21 protein-coding genes and 1 pseudogene are annotated in these 25,124 nt (G+C 27.2%); 21 read left to right on the top strand and 1 reads right to left on the bottom strand.

Features of this window, described 5'->3' with window-relative positions:
* The first annotated feature begins 26 nt into the window (after nt 1–26).
* The 15 genes and pseudogenes from ACKGJI_RS07565 to ACKGJI_RS07495 all read left to right on the top strand — a co-directional run bounded on the left by ACKGJI_RS07565 (nt 27) and on the right by ACKGJI_RS07495 (nt 17,752).
* On the top strand, nt 27–1,262 hold the full coding sequence (locus tag ACKGJI_RS07565) for a TolC family protein (protein ID WP_458699682.1): 1,236 nt from the start codon (nt 27–29) through the stop codon (nt 1,260–1,262).
* Nucleotides 1,259–2,110, top strand: coding sequence for an efflux RND transporter periplasmic adaptor subunit (locus ACKGJI_RS07560; RefSeq protein ID WP_458699681.1), 852 nt, complete (start codon nt 1,259–1,261; stop codon nt 2,108–2,110). The genes ACKGJI_RS07565 and ACKGJI_RS07560 overlap by 4 nt, the downstream gene beginning before the upstream one ends.
* The gene (locus ACKGJI_RS07555; protein WP_458699680.1) at nt 2,107–5,133 is read left to right on the top strand and encodes an efflux RND transporter permease subunit; all 3,027 of its coding nucleotides are present in this window, start codon (nt 2,107–2,109) and stop codon (nt 5,131–5,133) included. Before ACKGJI_RS07560 ends, ACKGJI_RS07555 begins: the two co-directional genes overlap by 4 nt.
* A gap of 89 nt (nt 5,134–5,222) precedes the next feature.
* Nucleotides 5,223–5,666, top strand: a complete 444-nt coding sequence (locus ACKGJI_RS07550) for a PepSY domain-containing protein (RefSeq protein WP_458699679.1) — start codon at nt 5,223–5,225, stop codon at nt 5,664–5,666.
* Between the two features lie 3 nt (nt 5,667–5,669).
* On the top strand, nt 5,670–6,326 hold the full coding sequence (locus ACKGJI_RS07545) for a response regulator transcription factor (RefSeq protein WP_458699678.1): 657 nt from the start codon (nt 5,670–5,672) through the stop codon (nt 6,324–6,326).
* Complete coding sequence (locus tag ACKGJI_RS07540; RefSeq protein ID WP_458699677.1) at nt 6,316–7,614, top strand: sensor histidine kinase; 1,299 nt, start codon at nt 6,316–6,318, stop codon at nt 7,612–7,614. Before ACKGJI_RS07545 ends, ACKGJI_RS07540 begins: the two co-directional genes overlap by 11 nt.
* A gap of 1,345 nt (nt 7,615–8,959) precedes the next feature.
* Nucleotides 8,960–9,421: pseudogene (locus ACKGJI_RS07535) on the top strand (methyl-accepting chemotaxis protein); the annotation flags it as partial.
* Between the two features lie 13 nt (nt 9,422–9,434).
* Nucleotides 9,435–10,688: an HD-GYP domain-containing protein gene (locus tag ACKGJI_RS07530; protein ID WP_458699676.1), complete on the top strand. Its 1,254-nt coding sequence runs from the start codon at nt 9,435–9,437 to the stop codon at nt 10,686–10,688.
* Nucleotides 10,689–10,865: 177 nt separating this feature from the next.
* Nucleotides 10,866–11,117 carry a type II toxin-antitoxin system RelB/DinJ family antitoxin gene (locus tag ACKGJI_RS07525; RefSeq protein ID WP_458699675.1) on the top strand — a complete coding sequence of 84 codons (252 nt, stop codon included), beginning with the start codon at nt 10,866–10,868 and terminating at the stop codon, nt 11,115–11,117.
* Entirely contained in the window at nt 11,114–11,386 is a 273-nt protein-coding gene (locus ACKGJI_RS07520; protein ID WP_458699674.1) for a type II toxin-antitoxin system YafQ family toxin, read from the top strand. Before ACKGJI_RS07525 ends, ACKGJI_RS07520 begins: the two co-directional genes overlap by 4 nt.
* 124 nt (nt 11,387–11,510) lie before the next feature.
* Nucleotides 11,511–13,307 carry a glycosyltransferase family 2 protein gene (locus ACKGJI_RS07515; protein WP_458699673.1) on the top strand — a complete coding sequence of 599 codons (1,797 nt, stop codon included), beginning with the start codon at nt 11,511–11,513 and terminating at the stop codon, nt 13,305–13,307.
* A 2-nt stretch (nt 13,308–13,309) separates the two neighbouring features.
* Entirely contained in the window at nt 13,310–14,734 is a 1,425-nt protein-coding gene (locus ACKGJI_RS07510; protein WP_458699672.1) for an LssY C-terminal domain-containing protein, read from the top strand.
* A complete protein-coding gene (gene galE, locus ACKGJI_RS07505; RefSeq protein WP_458699671.1) occupies nt 14,731–15,699 on the top strand; it encodes a UDP-glucose 4-epimerase GalE in 969 nt (322 codons plus the stop codon). The genes ACKGJI_RS07510 and galE overlap by 4 nt, the downstream gene beginning before the upstream one ends.
* On the top strand, nt 15,699–16,571 hold the full coding sequence (locus ACKGJI_RS07500) for a ChbG/HpnK family deacetylase (RefSeq protein ID WP_458699670.1): 873 nt from the start codon (nt 15,699–15,701) through the stop codon (nt 16,569–16,571). The genes galE and ACKGJI_RS07500 overlap by 1 nt, the downstream gene beginning before the upstream one ends.
* 155 nt (nt 16,572–16,726) lie before the next feature.
* Nucleotides 16,727–17,752, top strand: coding sequence for an LptF/LptG family permease (locus tag ACKGJI_RS07495; RefSeq protein ID WP_458699669.1), 1,026 nt, complete (start codon nt 16,727–16,729; stop codon nt 17,750–17,752).
* On the opposite strand, the gene ACKGJI_RS07490 is transcribed toward ACKGJI_RS07495, so the two are convergent.
* Nucleotides 17,741–19,183 carry an ArnT family glycosyltransferase gene (locus ACKGJI_RS07490; protein ID WP_458699668.1) on the bottom strand — a complete coding sequence of 481 codons (1,443 nt, stop codon included), beginning with the start codon at nt 19,181–19,183 and terminating at the stop codon, nt 17,741–17,743. The genes ACKGJI_RS07495 and ACKGJI_RS07490 overlap by 12 nt on opposite strands.
* A 161-nt stretch (nt 19,184–19,344) precedes the next feature.
* On the opposite strand from ACKGJI_RS07490, the gene ACKGJI_RS07485 reads away from it, so the two are divergent.
* The 6 genes from ACKGJI_RS07485 (at nt 19,345) to ACKGJI_RS07460 (ending at nt 25,031) form a co-directional block, all read left to right on the top strand.
* The gene (locus ACKGJI_RS07485) at nt 19,345–20,403 is read left to right on the top strand and encodes an LptF/LptG family permease (protein ID WP_458699667.1); all 1,059 of its coding nucleotides are present in this window, start codon (nt 19,345–19,347) and stop codon (nt 20,401–20,403) included.
* A gap of 89 nt (nt 20,404–20,492) precedes the next feature.
* Entirely contained in the window at nt 20,493–20,903 is a 411-nt protein-coding gene (locus ACKGJI_RS07480) for a GtrA family protein (protein WP_458699666.1), read from the top strand.
* On the top strand, nt 20,893–21,840 hold the full coding sequence (locus ACKGJI_RS07475) for a glycosyltransferase family 2 protein (protein WP_458699665.1): 948 nt from the start codon (nt 20,893–20,895) through the stop codon (nt 21,838–21,840). The genes ACKGJI_RS07480 and ACKGJI_RS07475 overlap by 11 nt, the downstream gene beginning before the upstream one ends.
* The gene (locus ACKGJI_RS07470) at nt 21,824–22,717 is read left to right on the top strand and encodes a ChbG/HpnK family deacetylase (RefSeq protein WP_458699664.1); all 894 of its coding nucleotides are present in this window, start codon (nt 21,824–21,826) and stop codon (nt 22,715–22,717) included. The genes ACKGJI_RS07475 and ACKGJI_RS07470 overlap by 17 nt, the downstream gene beginning before the upstream one ends.
* A complete protein-coding gene (locus ACKGJI_RS07465; protein ID WP_458699663.1) occupies nt 22,710–24,143 on the top strand; it encodes an ArnT family glycosyltransferase in 1,434 nt (477 codons plus the stop codon). Before ACKGJI_RS07470 ends, ACKGJI_RS07465 begins: the two co-directional genes overlap by 8 nt.
* A gap of 69 nt (nt 24,144–24,212) precedes the next feature.
* A complete protein-coding gene (locus ACKGJI_RS07460; protein ID WP_458699662.1) occupies nt 24,213–25,031 on the top strand; it encodes a patatin-like phospholipase family protein in 819 nt (272 codons plus the stop codon).
* Nucleotides 25,032–25,124: the final 93 nt, after the last annotated feature.

The raw sequence follows: 25,124 nt of genomic DNA, 5'->3' as shown, positions 1-25,124 counted from the left end.
ATACTCACGAGAAATGGAGGGGAAAAATGAAAAATTATAAATTGGTATATATATGTTTAATACCTGTTTTTGCATTTGCAAATAAAGTGGTAGATTTACCTATGTGCATACATTATGTTAAACAAAATAATAATGATATAGCTATTGCAGAAGAAAATATAAAATTAGATTTTGTTAAACTAGATAAACTAAAAGCAAGTTTAGATAAAGAAAAAAAACCATCGATAGAGTTTAATAGTGAATACAAAAATAGTTATAATCACGGATTTGGAAATGACTCTTTAACTACTTCATTGACTTTTACCTATAATATTGCTTCGTATTTAAATAGATACAACTCTTTAAATAATTTTTCACTTAATGCTGATAGATTAAAAAAAGATATAATTTATTCATATTTAACATATAATACAAAAACAAATTATTACAATTTGTTAAGAGCAAAAAAAGAGTTAGAAGTACTAAAAAAACAAAAAAAACTATTAGAAGAACTACGATATACAACAACTGTTCTTGTAAAAGCAGAGATAAACTTACAAAGTGATATTTATAAAGTTGACAACACAATTGACTCTATAGAAAATCAAATATTTTCAAAAGAACATGAAATAGCATCGAAACAGAGCTATTTAAGGGATTTAATAAATCAAAAAGATGATGTTAACTTTAAAGATATTGTATTAGACTTTTCAAATACTGAAAATATATCTTCTTTTATCTCACATACAGAGGAAAATTCTCCCCAGATTAAAAGTTTAAATTTTGAATTAGATGCACTTTTAGCAACGAACATAAAAAAAGATAGCAGTATATATCCATCGTTTTATATTAAAACTGAACAAGAAAAATTCTTTGCTGGAAATACAAGTGATAATTATAATATATATGCAGGTGTTAATATTCCTTTATTTACAACAGATGTTTCAAAATACGATAAGCAAATAAAAAGAATATCTATCAATAAAAAAAGACTTGAAATATCAAAAAAAGTCAAAGCGATAAAAAGAGATGTAAAAAAATTATCCCAAAGTTTACAATTCAACAAAAACTTATATAAAAAATACATAGATACTTATGAAAAAACAAAAGCAACATATAATGTTTTACATGTAGAGTACAAAAATGGTCTAAATACAAATATAGGTGAGTTGATAAATATACAAAAAGATATCTTACAAGCAAAGCTAAAATCTCTAGAAGTTTTTTATGATTATAAAATAAATTTAGCAAAATTGCACTATTACAATGGAGATGTAAAATGAAAAAAATAATGTTAATAATCTTAAGTATGGTATATTTAATGGCTAGTGACAATACTGGAATGCCAGTCAAAATTGAGAAAGTCAATAATCATATTTTGATAAAATCTTTTAGAGTATTTGGCGCAGTAAAAACTAGTAAATCTTCAAATGCAAAGGTATATACTCAATTTGATGGACAAATTATAGATAAATATTATACTACTGGAGATTATGTCAAAAAGGGTCAACTTCTTGCCACAATTCGTACTAAAAAAGCTCAAGCATTAGAAAAAATCAAAGGTTTTTCTATAAAAGATAAAAAAATATTTGCTCCTATAAGCGGATATATTGCTCAAGATTATGTCTCTTTAGGTAGTATCGTTACTCCTAGTATAGCGTTGGCTAAAATTAGTTCTGATAAAAACAAATACATTTCTATTTCTATACCTAATAAATACAAAAAATATATAAAAACAAAAGAACAAATAACATATATTTGTAGCAATAGCAAACATACAGGTATTATTAATAAAGTTATACCTTTGATAAATCCTCTTAATGACACTTTTGAAGCTATATCATACATAAAAAATAGTGACATCATATATGAAGGAACAGTATGTGATGTTGTGGTGTCTTTAAAACCTAAAAATGTACTTGCCATAAGCAGAGATGCAGTTTTAAGTAAAGATGGGAAAAAAGTAGTTTATGTTGTCAATAATGCAGAAGCAAAAGAAAAAACAGTAACCATTGGGATAAATACAGATAAATATTTAGAGATAACATCAGGTCTATCTATAGGGGAAGATGTAGTTGTTTTGGGTAACTATGAACTAGAAGATGGTATGAAAATTAGGGTAATAGAATGAAAAACTTTATACACAGTATACTAAAAAATAGAGCTCCAATATTTTTTATTATTTTTAGTATAGTTTTAGTGAGCGGATATAATATACTTACTATTAGCCAATCAGTATTTCCAAAAGTAACTTTTCCTCATATACAGATAAATATAGATAGTGGGTTTATGCCACTAAAACAGATGCAAATGCAAGTTACAAAGCCTTTAGAAAATAGACTTTATGCTATTTCTGGTGTAAAAAAAATTACTTCTAAGACATATCAGGGGATATCTGAATTTGAGTTAACTTTTGACTGGAACGCAGACTTAACACAGGCTTATCAAGCAACTTTAACAAAAATGAGTGAAATGAAATCATCTCTTCCTCAAAATAGTAAAGTTGATATTGTGAAGATGAGTACTAGTGCGTTTGCTGTTGAAGGGTATAGTTTGTATTCGGATACTGTGCCTTTAGATAAACTCAAAGAGTATGTCAAAAATATTATTAGACCAAATTTAGAAAAGATTGAAGGGGTAAAGAGAGTAGATATAACAGGAGGAATTGATAAAGAGTACCAAGTGGTGTTAAAACCAAACAAACTTATACAGTTTGGATTAAATCCTATCTATGTATCTAAAAGCATAAAAAACTCAAATGATATAAAATTTGTAGGTACTATAAATCAAGAGTACAAGATGTACCTTGGTGTAAGTGATTATCAACTAAAAAGTATAGATGATATAAACAATATAATTATAAAAACTATAGACAATAGAACGATATATCTAAAAGATATAGCTGATATTTCTCTTGGTAAAACTGCTCACACTATAATAACTTCTACAAATGGACATCAAGCTATTTTATTTGATATTTTAAAACATCAAAATGCAAATGTACTTGAAGTATCTAAGCGTGTAGATAAAGAACTTAAAGCCTTAAAGTCAAGACTACCAGCAGATACACACATATCTAAATGGTATGATTTAGCACAGTTTGTGCAAAAGTCAATAAATGGTGTTTTATATAATCTTTTAATGGGTATGATAATAGTATCTTTTGTTGTGATTTTGTTCTTAAGAAATTTTAAAATGTCATTTTCTTTATTGATTTTTATACCTCTTACAATGACAATATCTGTAGTTATTATGAAATATTTTGGAATGACTCTAAATATTATGAGTTTAGGTGGTCTTACAGCAGCTCTTGGTATTTTAGTTGACAATGCTAGTGTGATGGTAGAAAACATATCTAGGTATTTAAGTAAAGAAAAAGATGTATCATCTGCTATTATAGATGGAACTAGTGAGGTTGTGAGTCCGCTAGTATTTTCAACATTAACGACTGTAGCGGTTTTTGTGCCACTATTACTTCTAGATGGAATAGCAGGATTTTTCTTTAAGTCTACATCTATGACTATTGTTATATCACTTAGCGTTTCTCTTTGTTTAGCTATATTTTTTATTCCTATATTGATGAAATACTTTTTTAGTGGTAGAAAAGCATTGGTTTTAAAAGAATCAAAGTTAACATTTTTACAAAAATCATACAAAAGTCTGTTGGTACAAATCTTAAGACTTCCATCTCTTTTTATTGTTGCAAGTTTGCTTATGGGTGGATATAGTATATATTTGTTTAAATCACTTCCTACTAGTTTTTTACCAAGTTGGGATGAGGGTACATTTATCATGGACTTAGATACACCACCTGGTACATCGTTAAAAGAGATGCAAAGAATCATAAAAGGAGTTGAAACAGTTATAAAAGATACTCCTCTTATAGAAACTTATTCCACACAAATAGGAGATGCAGCAGTTCGTCCAAATGAAGCACATTTTTATATGCATCCAAAAGTTCAAAAAGATAAAAATGCCCCATCTACTTTTGATGTTATGGATAATCTAGAAAGTAAGTTGATTTCTAAGTTTCCAGAGTTAAATGTAGATTTACATCAAATCTTACCAGACAGATTTGCAGATTTTAGTGGTAAACAAAAATCTGTACTTATCCAGCTAACTAGTGCAAATCAAAGTGATTTATTAAAATCATATGACACAATCAAGACGGGTTTAAATAAACTTACTTTTATCAAGAAACTAAAAGCAAAGATACCAGAAGATACACCTGTATTTGATATACAATATAAAAAAGAGTATTTGAAAAAAGCTAATTTAAGTGAAGACTATATTTCAAAGCAAGTAAAAATAGCTTTACAAGGTGATATTGCAACAAATGTATCCCAAAATGGCAAAAGTATTAGTATGCGAATAAAATATCCAACTTCATATACAAAGTATCTTGAGAGCTTAGATATGCTACCAATCTTCACTTCTAATGGTAATTACATACCTCTTGGCACAGTTGCAACCATAAAAACTAAAATGCAGCCAAGAAATATATTTAGTCAAAATGGAATGCAAATTATAAATATAGAGGTTAAAACAGACTCAAATGATTTACAAAAAAATGCACGACAAATTCAAACAAAACTAGATACTCTAAAGTTACCTAAAAATGTTAATGTAGAGTTAGCAGGTGATTGGAAGACGCAACAAAAATCTTTTAAACAGCTTTTATATATAGTTATAATGGCTGCATTTTTGGTTTTTATTTTATTGTTATGGCAATTTAAGAAGTATGGAGTTACTTTGATAGTTTTCATCTCCTCTTTATTGTCTTTATCAGCAGTCATATATGGACTTTTTATTACACATACCTCTTTTAATGTATCAGCATTTATAGGTCTTATCATTTCACTTGGTATTGTGGTAAATAATGGCATCTTAGTTGTAAGTTTTATAGAAGATATCAAAGATAAAGCTTCATCTATAAAAGAAGCAGTTATAGAAGCTTCTATATTAAGAGTAAGAGCAATCATGATAACTTCCATAACAACAATAGCAGGTTTTTTACCTATGGCTTTAAGATTAGGCAATGGTGGGGAGATGCTTCAACCACTTGCTGTTGCTGTTATATTTGGGCTAGTTGGTTCTGTTATTATATCCTTAGTGGTTATCCCTAGTTTTTATCTGTTTTTTGTAAGAAAATAGATAATTTTTCATTTTTGTTTCATCTACTCTTTCTATAATTTCACTATCAATCAAATATATGATTGAAATTTAATACAAGGATTTACATTATGAAAAAAAGTTCATATTTTGTAAAAGGATTAGTAGTTTTAAGTTTAATTGGGACCATGGCTATGGCTGATGCTAGTAAAGAATCAAATGATGAAAATAAATTACAAGTAAAAAGCTCAATACAAGTAAAAGAAAGCACCAATGAAGTAGATGAAAAGTCTTCAGCTAAACTAGGTGTAGAAGAAGTTGCAAAGATTGCTAAAAATCAATTTGGTGGCAATGTTATAGATGTTCAGCTTGAAAATATAAATGGAAATTTAGTTTATCAAGCAGATGTTTTAAACAACAATCAAATCACCAATGTACTTATTGATGCAGGAAATGGTAAGATACTAGCATCAAAAGTTGAAAAAAATGATTCTCATGACAAAAGTGACAACGAAGGTGATGAAAATGACGGTGAAAATGAAAATGATGGATCTTGGTATAAATTTTGGAGTTAGATTGTGAAAATCTTAATCATAGAGGATGACTTAGGCATCCTCTCCCTACTTAAAGAGAGTTTTTTAGAAGAAAAATATATCGTAGATAGTGCTGAAGATGGAGAAGATGGAGAGTATTTAGCTACTATAAACAGATATGATGTCATCATCTTAGATTGGATGTTACCAAAAAAAAGTGGTATTCAAGTTATAGAAGCATTAAGAAAACAAGATATTAAAACTCCAATTATAATGCTAACAGCCAAAAGTGAAATAGATGATAAAGTTATGGGATTAAAAAATGGAGCAGATGATTACTTGAGTAAACCATTTAGTTTTGCTGAACTACATGCTAGAGTTGAGGCAATGCATCGAAGAGTGATTTCAGGTGGTAAAAAAACAATAGATATAGATGATGTTTCTATAGATACTAGTACTAAAATAGTGACTCAAAAGTCAAAAATTGTTAAATTGACAGCAAAAGAGTATGAGTTGCTACTATTTTTAGTAAAAAGAAAAAATTCTTATGTATCAAAGTTTATGATTGAAGAGCAACTTTGGAGTAACGAAGAGTTTAATCAAAGTAATGTCATAGAAGTTACTATTTACCATTTAAGAAAAAAGCTAGGAAAAGACTTTATAAAAAGTTTTAAAGGCTTAGGATATAAAGTTGAAATTTAAAAGCTTAAAAACAAAAGTTCTTTTTTGGTTTAGTTCATTGTCATTTGCTATATTGTTTGTATTTAGTGTGTCATTTTACTATTTTTTTGAAAAAAGTTTTGTTTTAGGTATAGAAAGTAAATTATATAATGAAGCTACATATATAAAAGAAAGTATCAACATTAAACCTCTTGCCTCAATAAAACATAAATTTCCTTTCGCAGTTATTAAAAACAATAAAATTTTTTTTAAAACAAAAGAGTTTGAGTTTAATAGCATAAGCAAAATAAAAAATAATTTTACTATTTTAGATGGAAAAGAGTTTAGTAGTGCTGTTTATAGTATGCGCATAGATGAACCTTTTTCTGCAAAGATAGTTGTTTTAGAAAAAGAGATAGATGAGAGACTTGAAGATATACTCTATGCAATGTTGATTTTAGAGCCTATTTTACTACTTATGTTGATTTATATTGCGAATAAAATGTTAGATAAAGTTCTTCTTCCTGTTAAAAGTATAAGTAGCATAGCAAAAAATATTTCAGTAAATAACTTTAATGAAAAAATCACTTTAGATGATAGTGAAGATGAGATAAAAGAGTTGGCACAAACATTTAATGATATGATTGACAGACTAAGAGATGGTGTTGAAAAAATAGAACGGTTTAATAGCGATGTATCACATGAGCTCAAGACTCCACTCACTGTTATAAATGGACAGATAGAACTTGCTCTCAATAAAGAAAGAGATATTGAGTACTATAAAAAAAGTATCAAAAATATACAAAACGAATCAAATAAAATACAAAATATAGTAGAAGAGTTGTTGCTCCTTAGTAAGTACTCAAAAGAAAATTTGAAAAAAGATTTTTTAATGTGTGATTTCAATGCTTTACTTTTAGAAACATTAGAAAAATATACTTCTAAAGCAAAAGATAAAAATATAGAGATAGAGATTGAAAGATTTGAAAAAGTAGTCTCAAAAGCAAGTGCTACTCTAATTTTAACCGTCTTCTCAAACCTAATAGACAATGCCATAAAATACACTCCAAACAATAAAAACATATATATCTCACTACACCAAGACGATAAAATCCACTTCATCATAAGAGATGAAGGCATAGGCATCCCAAAAAATAAACTTCCATTTATAACAGATAGATTTTACAGAGTAGACGAAAGCAGAAACAAAAAAATCAAAGGCTTTGGTTTGGGTTTAAGTATAGTAAAAAACTCTGTTGAACTTCATGGTGGAGTTTTACATGTAGACTCAACACAAGAAGTTGGAACTAGTGTACATGTAGAGATATAGCTTTTCATCTTAATTTCATTTTAGGATGTATAATTTTAATGATTATTTAAGAGGGGGGGGAGTAGTATATGCAGGTATATTATTTGTTAGTTGTAAAAAAAGGAGATTTTAGATGTTGAAAAATATTTCAATTAAAAAGTTTTTAATACTGACAGGATTTTTGATAGCGGCGTTTTCAAGTTTAAGTGTCTTTATAATAAAACAGCATACTATGGGCATAGAAAAGTTGTTGTGGCAAAAGGATAATGATATATTGCCTCATTATATTGATTATTTGAAATTAGAAAATAAATTATTGGCAATAAATAATGCATTTTTAGATATTTCTGCTACAAGAGCAACTGAAAAAACCAATGATGGATTAATTGTAGCAAAAAAGAGGAAAAAAGAGTTTGATGTCATAGTAAAACGTTTAATCGAATCTCATCAGCAACTTAATGAAGTAGATGTTGTCAATGAGCTAAAAATTTTTCAGAATAATGCAGATCAATATTATGCTATTGGATTAAAAATGGCTAACAAGTATATAACAGGCGGCCCAAAAGAAGGCAATATACTTTTACATCAGCTTGATCCATTAGAACAAGAAATCACTTCTCAACTAGATACTTGGATAAAAGCCCAAAAAATAGAAAATAATACCCATACACAGACGATAGAAGATAAATTACTGTCATTAAATACGCAAAATATGCTAATAGGGATTATAATTGTTGTATTTATCATTTTGATGTTTATTTTATTGGTTAAAAAAGTGATGGGTTCACTTGAGGTTTTTCAAGTAGGAATATTAAAGTTTTTTAGATATTTAAACAAAGAAGAGAAGAATGTTGATTTAATAAAATATAATTCAGATGATGAAATTGGGCTTATGAGTAAAGTAGTAAATGAACATATAGAAAAATCAAAAAAATCTCTAGAAGAAGATAAAGAGTTCATAAAAGATTTACAAACAATAATGACAAAAGTTGAGAAGGGTGACTTTTCAAGTACTATAACAGTTCAAAGCAAAAATGATGCTTTAATTGAGTTAAAAACAACAATAAATAATACTTTAGTAAATTTAAAATCAAATTCTAATTCTATAAATAATCTTTTAAATCAGTACACGAATTATGATTATACTGCGAGTGTTAGTTCTGATGAATTTATAGAAAATAGTGATTTTGATTTACTCATAAAAAATATAGACAAGTTGAAAAACTCCATCATTAAGTCCTTAAATGATTCTTCTCAAATTTCACTGCATTTGGTAGAAAAATCTGACTTATTATACTCTTTAATGAATGATTTAACAGAGTCAACAAATGTGCAAACAACCAATATCGAAGAAACTATATCTTCTGTCGAAGATATTACTCAATCAATTGTGCATATATCTGAGAAGGCCAATAATATAGTTTCTCAATCAAATGATATAAAATCTATAGTTGCAATTATTTCAGATATAGCAGATCAGACAAATTTACTTGCTTTAAACGCTGCTATTGAAGCTGCGCGTGCAGGTGAACATGGTCGTGGTTTTGCGGTAGTTGCAGATGAAGTTAGACAATTGGCAGAAAGAACACAAAAATCTTTATTGGAAATTAATGCAAATGTCAATATACTGACACAATCTATTGTTGATGTAAGTTCAGAAATAGATGAGCAAAATGAAAATATAACACATGTAAATAAAGCTATAAAAAACATAGATAAATCAACTAAAAGCAATAATGATATAGTTAATAAAATTACTGTTGTTTCAAACGATGTTAGGAACATCGCCGATGAAGTTTTAGAAGATTTAAAGAAAAATAAATTTTAAATAAAGAAAGAACATGATAGATAACTTAAAAAAAACACTTATAAAAAAAGTCACTTTATTTCTTATTGTTTTTTCATTGTTGTTATCTTTAGGCATTTTACTGTATAATTATATGATTATTGAAGAGAGAGTAGATCAATTGGTTCAAAAAGAATCAATTGATCTAATTAGTTTATTTCAAAGTTCTAATAAAAACTATAATAAAGAAAATATTAAAACTTTAGAAGAAAAAATTTTAGAAAAACTAAAACTGGGTAATATTTCTTATATAAAATTTTATACACAGCAATTAGAAGAAATCCAAACTATAAACAGTTTACAACAAAGTAAACATATTCCTATTCAAGAATTACTAGAGCAAAATAATGATAGTGTTTTAAACTTAGGCTGGTCAAAAATTAGTTTAGAAGTTGCTATTCCTATTAGAGATATTACAAATCAAGAAATACTAGGATATTTAACTCTTGAATATACTGTTCCAAAGAATGAATTATCGCAAATAAAAAGTGAAATAATTATTTCAATACTTTTTTCTTTGATGATAGTTCTTGTTACAACACTCTTTTTATATCCTATGATGTTTAGTATGAATTCATCACTGATTGATTATACTAATCAACTAATATCTTCAAGGCTAGAAACACTAATGACATTTGGTAAAGCTATTTCTCAAAGAGATAATGATACTGGTGGACATAACTATAGAGTTACTTTGTATGCTATCGCAATTGCAGAAGAATTAGGATTAAGTATAAGTGATAAAAGAGATTTAATAAGAGGTTCATTTTTACATGACATTGGTAAGATTGGTATAAGTGATAATATATTATTAAAACCTGGAAAACTTACAGAAGAAGAGTTTGAAACAATGAAAAGTCATGTAACAAAAGGAGCAGAAATCATAGAAAATATTTCTTGGTTATCTGGTGCTAAAGATGTAGTGTTATATCATCATGAAAAGTATGATGGAAGCGGTTATCCTTATGGACTAAAAGGTGATGATATACCAGTAAATGCAGCTATATTTGCAATAGCAGATGTGTTTGATGCCTTAACATCAGAAAGACCTTATAAAAAACCATTTAGCTATGAAAAAAGTATTGAAATTATATCTCAAGAAAGCGGAACTCATTTTAACCCTCTATTCGTTGAAGCATTTAAGAAAATATCCAAAAAATTATATTTAACAATTTCATCATTAAATAACGAAGAAGAGTTAAAAGAGCTATTATTATATCAAATAAACAAATATATACCAGAAAGTTAATACTTTTTATTTCATTGTCACTCTCTATAATCTTCTAGAATTTGAAGTTAGTTAGCTAATGGAGTTTTAACTGCCCAGTAAAGATATAGTTTTCTTGGTAATAATTCAAGATTTAAGACCATTTTTGTTTGCATTATGTACTACAATTGTGGTATAATTCTTTAAAAGGAGATTCTTATGAGAGCAAGTACAAGTGTTCGTATCGACCAAGAAGCAAAACTAATTGCATCAGAAGTTTTCAAACAGTATGGCATGAGTCTTAGTGAAGGCATAAATATTTTTTGTAAACAAGTAGCAATGACTCACTCTATCCCTTTTGAATTAAAAGTACCTACCAAGCGAATGGAAAAAGCACTTGAAGAGCTTGAAGAAAGAGAAGGTAAAACTTTTTCTTCAATGGATGACCTTAAAAAAGACCTAATGTCTTGAAATACTCTATATTTAGAACTAAATCCTTTAAGAAAGCTTTTAAAAAACTTTCTTCTGAAAATCAAAATGCCATGTTGTTGGTTATTGAAAATATAGCCAATGGAGAAAACATAGAAGCAAAATATAAAGACCATTTGCTTGTAGGTAATTTTAAGGGCTGTAGAGAGTGTCATGTTAAACCTGATTTACTTTTAATTTACAGAATAAAAGACAACATAATGGAACTAGCATTGATTGAAGCAGGTAGTCACTCTACTTTATTTGGTTAAAAGTAAATAGTTGGAACTACATTTACATGTAGAGATATAATTTTTCATTTTCGTTTCATTTTGAGTTCATTCTCATTTCATTTTCACTTCTTATAATTTCATAAATAAATTAAGGAAAATGAAGATGAAAAAAGTACTTTTTGCTGTAAGTTCACTAGGTCTTGGTCATGCTACAAGAAGTTTGGCTATTATGAAACATTTTATGAGAGAGTATGAAATCACTATTATCTCTCATGATAAGGCATTGAGTTTTTTGCAAGAAGAGTTATCTGGTGAGAATGTTAATTTTATAGATTTTGAAGATTATCCTAAACTTGAAAGAGGTGAAGGGTTAAAATTTTATCTATATCTTTTAACTGATCTTGCCAAAACAAGTTTTGTCATAAAAAATGAACACAAAAAATGTTTGATGATTGAAGATAAATATGAATTTATATTTTCTGATGGTAGATATGGTATATATTCCGATAAGATACCATCGTTTTTACTTTCACACCAAATATCATTTATGCCTCCTAAATACTTAGGTATGTTTAAATTTGTAACAGATTTCTCAAATTATTTTTACTTTAAAAATTTCAATAAAGTTTTTATACCTGATTATAAAAAAAACAATGATAGTATAGCAGGTAACTTGTCTCATGCAGTTATGACAAAGTTTTTCCCTCATGACTATATAGGAGTAGTATCATCATATAAAAAATTGGATGTAGAAGAAGATATAGATTATCTTTTTATTATAAGTGGATACCTTCAAGAAAAAAAAGATAATTTTGTTTCAAAACTTTTAGAACAAGCCAAACAATTAGAAGGTAAAAAAGTTTTTATGCTTGGTGATCCAAATAGTGATGATATAGTAAAAATGGATGAATTTGATATTGTTATTTATCCGTCAGCAACAAAAGAGTTTAGAAATGAACTATTTTGTAGAGCTAAAGTGGTTATATCAAGAACTGGTTATACTACAATTTTAGATTTAGTTGAACTAGACAAAAAAGCTATACTATTTCCTACTCCAAATTCTACAGAGCAAGAGTATCTAGCATCTTATCATAAGTATAAAGATTATTTTGTGATATGTGAAGATGAAAATAATTTTGATTTAAAAGAATTATCAACCAATCTAGATAATACTATATCTTTAATGCCTAAAAATAAAACCAATGAAGCTCTTTTAGATATAGAAACAACAGTTAAGTCATTTTTTCATAAAAACTTTTTTACAATAGTTGTTCCAATTTACAATGAAGAAAGATATATCAAACAAACTATTGATAAACTACTAGAATTAGATTATGACAAAGAGTATTTGGAAATAATTTTAGTAGAAAATGGTTCAACTGATAGTAGTTATAGTATTGCTTTATCTTATGAAGAAGTATCAAATAATATTAAAGTTTATCAATCTGATAAAGGTGTTTCAAAAGCTAAAAATTTAGGTTTAAAACATGCAAATAAAAAATCAGATTTTACAATATTTTTGGATGCTGATACACTCCTTGAAAAAGATTTTCTCAAGGAGTTAAATAATCATATAAATAAAAATGCTAATGATAATCTGACCATAGGAACAACATCAATCAAACCATCTGATAGTTCTTCTTGGTATGATAAGAGTTGGTTTAAATTTTATGATATTGGACATAAGTTTTCAAAAACATCATATTCTATTCAAATAGCACAAACAAATATCGCTCAAAAGGTTAGATATGATGAGAATTTAAACTATAGTGAAGACTTAAAATTTATTAATGAAATGCGTTTATTTGGTGATTTTTTCTTCTTAAATACTAATCAAGTGTCTACTTCAACAAGAAGATTTAAAAAAGATGGATATTTAAAAACCTTATTTTATTGGAATATTCAAGCTTTAACACCTTATAAAAATAAAATAAACAAGTCTTATAGTACAGCTAGATAAATATGTATACCATAGATCAATTAATTGGCTTTTTAGTACACTATAAAGAGTTTGCATATGCTATACTTTTTTTAGGTTCTATGTTTGAGACTATTATTGGTATATCTTTTTTTGTTTTTGGCGAAATATTTTTTCTAAGCGGATCTATACTTGCTGGTATGGGTATATTAAATATTTGGATTATTATATTAGTACTATATAGTGGGGGAATACTTGGAGATAATATAAGTTATTTTCTTGGAAGAAAATATGGAATATCATTTTATAATAAACTAAAAAAAATACGATTGATTGATAAGTTTATTAATGAAGAGAATTTTGTTAAAGGCTCTAACTATTTTAAAAAATATGGAGCTTTAAGTGTGTTTTTGGGGAGGCTTTTAGGACCTCTTTCTTGGATAACTCCATTTATAGCAGGGACATATAAGCTAGAGTATAAAAAGTTTCTGCCATATGAAATGACAGGGGCTATTATAGGGATTGGACAGTTTATAATAGCGGGTTATTTTTTTGGTAAGCACTTTGATGTAGTTATAGCTTTATTTGAAACTTATATATTTGTTGTCATATTTATTGTTATCATATGTTTATTTATACTTTATTATATTAAGAAAAAAAAGATTTTAAAGCATTGGAAAGATATTTTAAATAAAGATAGAAAAAAAGCTATTTCGTTCATAGCAAAGGACTCTTTTAAATTTATTGTAGGTATGTTATTTGTCTATTTGCTTTTTTTATTTTTTATTTTTTTTATAGAAAATAAAAAACCAACATCTGATTTTTTAAAATTTTACGATACAAGTATAATTTCCACAGTAGATACGAAAGATTGTAATAATCTTGGTTTGTATTATAAAGATTCTAAAACTAACACTATTCAGCCAATAAATATAATCTTAAATACTTCTCTTGATGTGAAAGATATATTTGATGATAATTGGATTGAAAATGACATATTTAGACAGGATAATATTTCATTTAGCGAGTATGTTAAGCTAATCAGGCAAAAAAGTTCTCCTGTTAGTTCTCTTTATTTTATTGGATTACCACAAAATTTTGCATATCAGTATAAAACGACTTCACTTTCAAAAAGAGAGCATATAAGATTGTGGCAATTTTCTAATAAAAAAAATAATTTAAAAACTTATTATGCATCTATCTCTTATGACGATGGCTATCAATTTGGTTTTTACAATTATTTTATTACTCCTCTTCATAAAATTGATAAAAATATAGATAAAAGTAGAGATTTTTTTTATAAATATCTTTTGAGTAGAAAAGATTGGAAAATGACATGTAAATATGAGCAAACTAAATGTTCAATAAAAGAGATAAATGGCGACAATGAACCAAGCGAAGAGCAACGGTACTATACTGATGGAAAAATTTTAAAATGTAAAATTCAAAAAAAAGGAAAGGAACAATGAATATACTAATTACCGGAGGTGCTGGTTATATTGGAAGTCATATAATAAAGAAATTGGGTGAGTTAACATCTCACAAGATTACGATAATCGACAATCTTTCTACAGGATTTGAAGAAAATATTTTATTTGGAGAGTTAATAAAAGAAGATTTAGGAAACCCAAAAAAACTGGAGGAAGTATTTCAAAAAAAAGATTTTGATGTTATCATACATTTTGCTGCAAATATTGTAGTGCCTGAATCAGTACAAAATCCACTTAAATATTATATGAACAATACAATTAATACAGCAAATCTTATTGATTTAGCTATTAGATATGATGTAAAAAAATTTATTTTTTCTTCAAGTGCTGCAGTATATGGCGACATTGAAAATATGTCAGCTAGTGAAAATAGTATCAAAAATCCTATTAACCCTTATGGGTGGAGTAAACTTATGAGTGAACAGATGCTAATTGATGCTGCAATAGCACATAAGAATTTTAAATATATAATACTAAGATATTTTAATGTTGCTGGTGCTTCACTAGACAATAAAATAGGACAATCATTCCCTAATGCAACACATTTAATTAAAATTGCAAGTGAAACAGCAATTGGGGCAAGAGAAAAAATGTATATTTTTGGAGATAATTATGATACTTTAGATGGAACATGTATCCGAGATTATATACATGTAGAAGATTTAGCATCTGCACATCTTACTGCAATAGAGTATAATAAAAGTGAGATTTTTAATTGTGGTTACGGTAAAGGATCAAGTGTAAAAGAAGTAGTTAATGCAATGAAAAAAGTAAGTGGTGTTGATTTTGATGTAGAAATTTGTGATCGAAGAGAAGGCGATGCAGGTATTTTAATAGCAGATAATTCTAAAATTTTAAAGCTTACTAAATGGAGACCAAAATATGATAACTTAGAGCTTATTTGTAAAACTGCTTTAGATTGGGAGAAAAAGAGATTATTGTAATGCAAAAGATATATATACATGCAGATGATTTTGGTAATTCATTTCATATAAGTAAAACTATTTTAAAATGTTTTGAAAAAGGAGCTTTGAACTCTACTAGCATTATAGTAAATTCTGATGATTTAGATGATTCGTTAAAGCTAATTAAAGATAAAGAAATAAGAAAAGTGCTACATCTAAATATAGCAGAAGGAAAGGCTATATCAAGTCAAAAATTTCAATATCTAAGTGATAAAAATGGTTATTTTTTTAGAAGTTGGCAAAGGTTTGTAGCTGAATATTATTGTTTCTCTAGCAAAAAAAAGCAGAATATTATCAAAAGTGAAGTAAAAGAAGAATTTAAAAATCAAATCCTTTTATTTTGTGAAAAATTACAAACAAAAGATATAAATATTGATTCGCATCAACATTATCATGAAATCCCATTTGTAACCGATATTTTGATAGAATTAAAAAATGAGATGGATATAAATATTTTAAATATTAGAGCTACAAAAGAGAAGTTTTTTTGGGCAATTGGTTCATTTAATGATCTTAAAAATTACATAGGCATAAACTTTTTTGTTCATTTTTTACTAAATTTTTTAGCTAATAAAATGATAAAAAAATTAAATAAAGAAGACATAAGATACAATGATGCTTTTATAGGCGTACTGCTTAGTGGAGATATGACTTTAAAAGCCATCCAAAATGGCTTAAAAAAAGTAAAAATTGCAAATGAAATTGAGGTACTTTTGCACCCAGGATATATATCTGAAAAAGAAAAGAAAAGATTCAACAATGATCAGTTTAAAAGATGGTATACAAATAAAAATAGAAAAAAAGAGATGGCAGTTTTACTATCTTTGGGTCTAAAAAAAATTTTGCAGTGATTCTCCCCATCTAATAAGTGCATATACAAAATTATTTTTACAAATGAGTTATGTATGGTATGATTATTTATTAAAGAACTAGATGTTACAATAACAAAATATAAAAATATAGAGAGAAAATTAGGTGATATTTAAATTTAAAACAGAGTTACTACATGAATAGAGTAAATGATTATCTTTTAAAACATTTTATGTCTTTGTTTAGTTCACTTTTTTTTGTACTATTTTCTATCGCTTCTATTGTATTTTTTATAAAAATTGCAAGTATCACATCGGTAATTCAAATCAATTTTTTAGAGTTGATGATTATGTTTGTCTATTTGATTCCAAGATTATTATTGTATACAGTACCAGTAACTTTTTTTATTGCTTTATGTATCACTTTATTCAATCTTTCAAGAGAAAATGAATTGTTAGTCCTTTTTACATTAGGTCATTCTCCAAAGAAAATATTGAAATTATTTATCTTTTTAGCATCTATTTTTTCCACATTGATGATTATTAATATAATTGTTCTTATACCAATTTCTAGACAATTAAATGATAATTTTCTTGACTACAAAAAATCAGAAGCAAAATTTAATATACAAGCAAGTAAATTTGGACAAAAATTTTCTGATTGGATTGTATATGTAAAAAAGGTTAAAAAAGACCACACATATCAAAATGTAGCCTTATATCAAAAGGACTCGCCAAATAAACCAGCAAAACTTATACTAGCAAAGGTAGCTTCAATCAAGAATGTAACGGGAATATTAAGGCTTATTTTAAATGATGGAAAAATTTTTGAGTTTAAAAAAGATGAAATTCATCAAATTGATTTTAAAAAAATGTACATAAATACAAAACAGAGTGGAAACATAGGCCATATACAAACTATTTATGATTATTGGCATATTGCTTTTCAAAACGAAGGGAGGGCTTATAATTTTGCTTTTTTTATACTTATAGCATTATTTCCTTTATCCACAGTTCACTTGGCATTGGGATTATCCATCGTTGTATCAAGATATACATCAGCTAAAATTTATCTATATATATTTTTATCAATATTGTCTTATATTTCATTAGTTGTAGTTGTATCCAAGATAAATGCTTTTTATTCTATTCTAGCTGTACCTATTGTGACAATTTTTATATCTTATTTTATATATAAAAGACAAGTATCGTTAAGATTTTAAATTTGAGTAAAGCACATATCTTTCACTACTAAAGATTTTATACAAGTTTTTCTCTATATTTTTATTTTTAAGCACCATATTTTTGTGCATAACTACAAAATATCTTAGTGTTTTATTCTTTTTAATTTGTATATAAAACTCATTTTCATTTACAGGAGTTACTTTTTTATTCATATAATATGTATCTGAAAATTCTTTTTGGTTTATAAAATATATCGGTTCGTTACTTTTTGCGATAGTTTTATAATGGGTGATTAAGAATTTTTCAGTTTTAAGAGTATTAGCTTTTGGAATAACATAAAATACTCCTAAAACTCCGATTAGTGGTATAAGTGTAGCACTTACTAACAATATTTTTTTGTATTTATTTAAATACTCTTTATTGTTCGTTATGTATAGGGAAAATAAAACGCCTAGTGCAGGAAAGCCATATAGTGTGTATGTGGGTGTAATATTTGCAGAAAAAGTAAAGAAAACTATAGGAAATAGCATCCATATAGTATAAAATAAAATATCATCTTTTCTAAGTATTTTTAAAAAAGTTTGACGATATGCCTTTTTTATGGATTTTTTCAAGATTATAATTATTCCCGCTAAACCCCAAGGCAAAGATGAATATAACCACATAAGCCAAATTGTCCCAAGAGGCTTAAAATGAGCATGACCATAACGATCACCTTTCCAACCAGAGTCTAAAAAGCGACTAAAATTTTCTCCAATGATAAAATAATGCAAAAATCCAGGTGTTTTTATTTCAGCCAATATGTACCAAGGCATAAAAATCAGCAACATTAACAATATGCCTTTTATCCAAGGAAGTTCAAGTATTTTGGTAAATCTTTCTTTAAAGGAAAAAACTACCCAAATAAATATAGTTCCACCAACAAGCACTAGTGCCAAAGGACCTTTTGTTAAAATTCCTATACCCAAACCTACAAAAAATAGATAATTCCAATACTTTTTATATCCTTTTATGAACATAATAAAAGAAACATAAGATAAAGTAGTAGCAAAAGTAAGATAGATATCAATTAAAACTACACCACTTAGTGCATAAACAAGCAAAGAACTCATATATATGATTATTGCCCATAATGCAGTTGTTTTATTGCTTAGCGTAATAAGCATTTTGTATATGAGCCAAGCAGTAGCTAAGGTTATGAGCATGGAAGGCAGTCTTGGCACAAAATCGTGAATACCAAAGAGTCTATAAGAAAGTGCCTGAAACCAAAAAGCAAGTGGTGGTTTGCCCCAGTATGGCACTCCATAATCAAAATACGGAGTAATCCAATCCTTGGTTTTTGCCATAATTAAGGCTATATTTGCATATCTTGCTTCTGTTGTATCTGTTAGAGGGAAAAATATCATCAATGTAAATCTTGAAGCTACTATACTCCAAAATATAAGTATTAAATTTTTAGTTTTGTTCATCAGTAAAATATCCTCTAGAAATTTATAAACACAATGTTTCTTTTAATGATTATATAACATAAAGATGAAATGAAAATGAAAAATTGATTTATTAAGCCATTAAGAATATTCTTGTATAATTGGTAAAAAGAATTGTTTTATTTGCCAAGGAATATTTTATAATGAAGGTATATCAGAGATATATAGTATTAAAATACATTAAAAGTTTTATTATTATTTTCTTCGCATTAGAGTTTTTTTATATTGGTATTGATCTTTTATCAAATTACCAAAAATTGCCAAAATCAGCTAGCTTAGAAATTCTATATGTATTGTTGCAGAGTGCAAATGCTATAAACTATACGCTACCTCTTTCAGTAGTATTTGCAATGATTGTTTTTGTACTTTCCATGGTAAAATCAAATGAATTAGTTAGCTTTTATAGTCTTGGATTGAGTAAGCAATCTGTATCAAAACTTTTATTTGTGACTTCTTTATCTATAACAATTGTATATATTCTTTTGAACTTTACACAATTTTCTTATGTTGATACTTACCGCTATAATCTTTTAAAATATAAACAAATCTTGACAAATACAAACTATGTTTTTTTAGCAAATGGGGATGATTATATTTTCTTCAAAAAAATTAATCCTATTAAGAAAAATGCTACAGATATAAAAATTTTTAAAATAAAAAATGGAGATCTTACTTCGGTTATCGAAGCAAAAAAAGGGGATTATAGAGTAAAGCAATGGATTTTGTATGATGGGAAAGAAACTATAAAACCAAAAGTTAATACTATCAACAGTAATGGTATTGTTGTAAAAGATTTTATTACAAAAAAAGCACTTACTAAATTTAGACCAAAAATTATAGACAATATTTATAAAGGAGAAGTAAATTTTTCAATATTAGATGCTATAGAAGCATTAAAATTTTATAACAAGCAAAGTCTGGATACAGACAAAATAAAAGCTATTATTTTATCAAAAATCTTTATACCTTTGTTTGCTCCGTTTTTAGTTATAATATTTTTTACTCAAATACCGATAATTTCAAGATATTCTAATTCAGTTTGGATATCTTCTATTTTAAGTTTTTCTACTATTTTCATCTGGGGTATCTTGTTTCTTCTATCCAAATTAGCCATAAATTCTGTCATAACCCCAGAAATTGCTATTATGATACCAATTTTCTTGCTTGCTAGTACTGCTTTCTACTTTTACACTAAAAAATAGCTTTTTTTCATTTTTGTTTCATTTTCACATCATATAATCATATATAATTTTAAATTTATCTAAGTAATTTTCTATAAGGTTAAATCAATATGAACTATTCCAGAAAATATGACATGTACCATATCAAAAGGTTTATTATAAGTGGTGGAAGTGCAACATTATGTCATCTTGGTACAATGACACTTTTGGTTTGGCTTGGGATTAATGCAAATATCTCTACTTCTGTAGGGGTGATAATAGGTGCTATTTTTAATTATATATTTCAATATTATTATACATTTGATTCTGACGAGCAACACAATACCTCTATTTTAAAGTATATAATCACTGTATCAATCTCTTTTGTTAGCAATTTGATTCTATTTACAATTTTTCATAATTTTTTACAAATTAACATATTTGTATCACAATTATTAACCTCAGCTATTGTAGCTATTCAAAACTATTTAATATATAAGAATTTTGTTTTTCTTAGAAATGGAGCATTTTATGAAGCATAAATTGGTGAGCATCGTTATTTCATTATATAATGAAGAAGGAAATATCCATCAATTATTCGATGAATTGTACAAAGTAGAGTTAAACCTTAAAGATAAAGTTCAATTTGAGTATATATGTGTTAACGATGGTAGCACAGATAGTACATTTGTAGTATTGAAGAGTTTGATGCAAAAGTATAGAAATATAAAAATTTATAATCTTTCTAGAAATTTTGGGCACGAGATTGCCATGAGTGCAGGTATGGATCAAGCAAAAGGTGATTGTGTCATATTTATGGATGGAGATTTGCAACATCCCCCAAAACTAATAGAGACTATGGTAAATGATTGGCTTGATGGTTGTGAAATTATTTTAACTAAAAAGATAAACAATGGAAATGACAAATCAATGCTGTATAATATATTATCTTCAACATATCATTTTATATTAGATAAACTCTCAGATATAAAGATACCAAAAGATTATCCAGATTTTAGACTTTTGGATAAAAAACATATAGAAACTTTAAAAACTATCGGTGAAAATGACAGAATGTTTAGAGGACTTTTAAACTTTATAGGATATAAAAATCATAAAGTAATAGAATTTGAAGTACCGCAAAGATTTTCAGGTAAAACGAAATACAATTTTAGTAAGTCATTTAGATTAGCAGTTGACAGCATAATGCAATTTTCAACAAAGCCACTCAAATTAGCAACTTATTTAGGTATTATCTCCACAACAATATCTAGTATAGTCGCATTAGATACTTTAATTGAATATTTATTTTTTAATGAACATAGAACTGGATATGCCACAACTTTGATAGTCATAGTATTTATGGGCTCTATCCAACTCATTATCTTAGGAATTATTGGTGAATATATAGGTAAAATTCATATTGAAGTCAAAAAGAGACCACTGTATTTTGGAGACTTAATTGAAAATAATAATTAATGCAGATGATTTTGCAAACTCACCAAATATGAGTGATATCATCTGCAAATGCTTTCAAGAAGGTTCACTAAACTCTACTAGCATTATGATAAATTCAAATTATGTGGATGAATCTTTGGAAAAAATAAATAAACTATCTGGCATAAGAACATCTTTACATCTAAATATAGCAGAAGGAAAACCAATCTCCAAACCATTGGATATAGATTATCTTTTGGATGAAGAAGGAAAATTTTGCAAGAGTTTTGAAAATATTTTATTTGACTACTATTTTAAAAACCGAGAAAAAAAATATATTATAAAACAACAAATCAAAGAAGAATATAAAAATCAAATTTTACTTTATAGTGAAAAAATAAATTCTAAATCAATCAACATAGATTCGCACCAACACTATCATACTATACCATTTATATCTGATATATTAATTGAATTAAATAGAGAATTAGATATAGATATCTCTTATATTCGTGTTCCAAAAGAGCCATTTTTTATAGAGATGGGTTCACTTAAAGATTTAAAAAATTATTTTGGTCTAAATATCATAAAGCATTTTTTACTAAACTTTTTATCCAACCAATTGGTAAAAAAACTCAAACAAAATGGCATAGAATATAGCGAGATTTTTATAGGAGTCTTATTTACCGGAAATATGACATTTGGATCTATAAAAAAAGCACTTTTTAATGTCAAAAAAAATGAAAATATTGAGATATTATTACATCCTGCCTATCTTAGCCAAGAAGAAGATTTAGCTTGGAAAGATGATAAATTCAAAAAGTTTTATACAAACAAAAACAGACAAGAAGAGATGGATATTTTATTATCTCATAATTTTGAAAAATTAATAAACAATATGAAGGTAAGATATGAATAAGCAGATTAAAAATTTAATGATTTTATTTTGGGTAATTATAATTTCACGATTTTTACCTATGTTTTTTCTTCCTCTTGCAGATACAACAGAAGCAAGATATGCAAATACAGCACTAATAATGTCAAAATTAAATGATTGGATTACACCATATTATGATTATGGTGTACCTTTTTGGGGAAAACCACCTTTTGCTTTTTGGTTTGAAGCACTCTCATATAAGATATTTGGCATTCATGATTTTACGCCTAGATTTCCCTCTATGTTAATAACACTTGCTACAATTTGGCTTGTTTATAAATTATTGATTACACTAGAAAATAAAACTACTGCATGGCTAGCAATCACTATATACTCTGGTTTGACACTGGTTTTTGCACTAAGTGGAGCAGTGATTACTGATCCGTATCTCACTTTTGGAACCACACTGTCTTTAGTTTCTTTTTTAATGGTTATAAATGGACATATAAAATATTGGAATTATCTATTTTTTGTGGGAGTCGGACTTGGCATACTTACAAAAGGACCTCTTGCATTAGTAGTAGTTGGTGGCATAATTACACTTTGGATACTGTTTTCTTATAAAAAACGGATATCAACTCTTGCGAAATTTCCTTGGATAAGCGGTATAGCTTTAATGTTGGTTATTGCTGTTCCTTGGTATATAGCTGCTGAGATAAAAACTCCTGGTTTTTTATACTATTTTATAATAGGGGAAAATCTAGGACGATTTCTAAATACAGGTTGGCATGGTGACAAATACGGATATGTTCATAAAAATCCTCATGGAGCTATCTGGGTAATGTGGATTGTAGCAACTTTACCGTGGGGATTAAGCGCTATAGCTTTAAGCTTAAAAAATATGAGAGACAAGATAAATCGTCTAACATTACTGCAAGAACTTAAAAAAGAAAATATATCTTTTTATGTTGTATGGATGTTGTTTTTGATGTTGTTTTTCACTTTTGCTGGAAATGTTATTTGGACTTATGTTTTGCCTTCATTGCCAGGATTTGCGATAGTTTTGGCTTTGTTTTTAAACAGAAAGGATGGCAAATATTTAGCTAATTACGGAAAATTTATAAAAATAAATGGCTTGCTTGTTCCTATTGTATCTATAATAGCTCTATTTTATATTTTATACAATCCAAGCACATTAAAAACAGAAAAATTTTTGATAGCAAAGTATAAATCTGTCTCTAAAGGAAATAAGCCTATATATTTTGTAAGAAAGAAATCTTTTTCTTCAACATACTATATGAATAAAAAATTAGATTTAACTACATTAAAAGATTTTAATAAAATAGAGAAATCTTCAAAAACAAGATACTTTGCAGTTGTCAATAAAAATGACTTGTCACAAATAAATAAAAATTATCTAAAAAAGATTTATACTAGCAAAAAATACATATTATATATGAGTAAATGAAGAAGGTTTTAAAAATATAAAAAAAGAAATTTCAGTTTTGTTATCTGATGAGTTAAAAGGAATTTTATCTTGAATTTAATAGAGACTTTGAAAAAAGCTCCATTTTCTCTAGTTTTATCTGGAGGCGGAGCTTTAGGAATAGCTCATGTTGGAGTGATTGGTGATTTGGAAAGGTTTGGAGTTGTACCTAGTGAAATTATAGGAACAAGTATGGGTGGAATTATCGGGACGCTTTTGGCTATTGGGATGAAAGAAGAGCAAATTTTGGTGGAGTTAAAAAGATTTTTAAAAGTGAGTAAGTGGGTAGATATTTCTTTTCGAGGAAATTCAATCATTGATGATCATAAAATAAAAGCAATTCTTGAACAAATCTTTGGAGATAGACAAATCTGTGAAACACAAATACCACTTAAATTAATTTCAACAGATTTATTTACGGGAGAAAAATATGTATTTAGTGCAGGTAAAAATGCTCGTATAGTTGATGCACTATTGGCAACAATGGCAATCCCAGGTATTTTTAAAGAGCAATATATAGAAAATTTAACGCTAGGAGATGGATTTTTATGTGAAAATCTCGGAATCTTAGAAGCTAGCATGGATAATATTTTAGCAGTAGATGTGATGGGTAAAAATTCATTTAAACAGCATTTACCAGATAATTTTTTTAAAACTAGCAATATAGCAGAGATGCTTGAACATTCTATTAGACTTCTTATATATAATCAAACAAAACATGCTATAGTTAAATGTAAAAAGCAACTTTATCTATTAGAGCCAAAAACATCTTCTTTTAAAACTTTTGATTTTTCTAAAGTTGATGCAATAACAGCATTAGGAAAAGGATTACTAGAGTCTAAAAGTTTTGAAAATAATGATGTCTCATAAGCTCATTTCATCCTTATTTCATTTTCACTTTTTACAATTACATAAACAGTATGGTTAAAACCTCCTCATGTTTTGTTTATATTTATAGAAAGT

This window comes from Sulfurospirillum sp. 1307, assembly GCF_054408545.1.
Note: the sequence above shows the minus strand (reverse complement) of the source record. Positions and strands in the feature narration are given on the sequence as shown.

What these genes read in the sequence shown, in the direction of transcription:
- ACKGJI_RS07565 (WP_458699682.1), top strand. Translation starts at nt 27, where the DNA reads ATGAAAAATTATAAATTGGTATATATATGTTTAATACCTGTTTTTGCA.
- ACKGJI_RS07560 (WP_458699681.1), top strand. Translation starts at nt 1,259, where the DNA reads ATGAAAAAAATAATGTTAATAATCTTAAGTATGGTATATTTAATGGCT.
- ACKGJI_RS07555 (WP_458699680.1), top strand. Translation starts at nt 2,107, where the DNA reads ATGAAAAACTTTATACACAGTATACTAAAAAATAGAGCTCCAATATTT.
- ACKGJI_RS07550 (WP_458699679.1), top strand. Translation starts at nt 5,223, where the DNA reads ATGAAAAAAAGTTCATATTTTGTAAAAGGATTAGTAGTTTTAAGTTTA.
- ACKGJI_RS07530 (WP_458699676.1), top strand. Translation starts at nt 9,435, where the DNA reads ATGATAGATAACTTAAAAAAAACACTTATAAAAAAAGTCACTTTATTT.
- ACKGJI_RS07525 (WP_458699675.1), top strand. Translation starts at nt 10,866, where the DNA reads ATGAGAGCAAGTACAAGTGTTCGTATCGACCAAGAAGCAAAACTAATT.
- ACKGJI_RS07515 (WP_458699673.1), top strand. Translation starts at nt 11,511, where the DNA reads ATGAAAAAAGTACTTTTTGCTGTAAGTTCACTAGGTCTTGGTCATGCT.
- ACKGJI_RS07510 (WP_458699672.1), top strand. Translation starts at nt 13,310, where the DNA reads ATGTATACCATAGATCAATTAATTGGCTTTTTAGTACACTATAAAGAG.
- galE (WP_458699671.1), top strand. Translation starts at nt 14,731, where the DNA reads ATGAATATACTAATTACCGGAGGTGCTGGTTATATTGGAAGTCATATA.
- ACKGJI_RS07500 (WP_458699670.1), top strand. Translation starts at nt 15,699, where the DNA reads ATGCAAAAGATATATATACATGCAGATGATTTTGGTAATTCATTTCAT.
- ACKGJI_RS07495 (WP_458699669.1), top strand. Translation starts at nt 16,727, where the DNA reads ATGAATAGAGTAAATGATTATCTTTTAAAACATTTTATGTCTTTGTTT.
- ACKGJI_RS07490 (WP_458699668.1), bottom strand. Translation starts at nt 19,183, where the DNA reads ATGAACAAAACTAAAAATTTAATACTTATATTTTGGAGTATAGTAGCT.
- ACKGJI_RS07485 (WP_458699667.1), top strand. Translation starts at nt 19,345, where the DNA reads ATGAAGGTATATCAGAGATATATAGTATTAAAATACATTAAAAGTTTT.
- ACKGJI_RS07480 (WP_458699666.1), top strand. Translation starts at nt 20,493, where the DNA reads ATGAACTATTCCAGAAAATATGACATGTACCATATCAAAAGGTTTATT.
- ACKGJI_RS07475 (WP_458699665.1), top strand. Translation starts at nt 20,893, where the DNA reads ATGAAGCATAAATTGGTGAGCATCGTTATTTCATTATATAATGAAGAA.
- ACKGJI_RS07465 (WP_458699663.1), top strand. Translation starts at nt 22,710, where the DNA reads ATGAATAAGCAGATTAAAAATTTAATGATTTTATTTTGGGTAATTATA.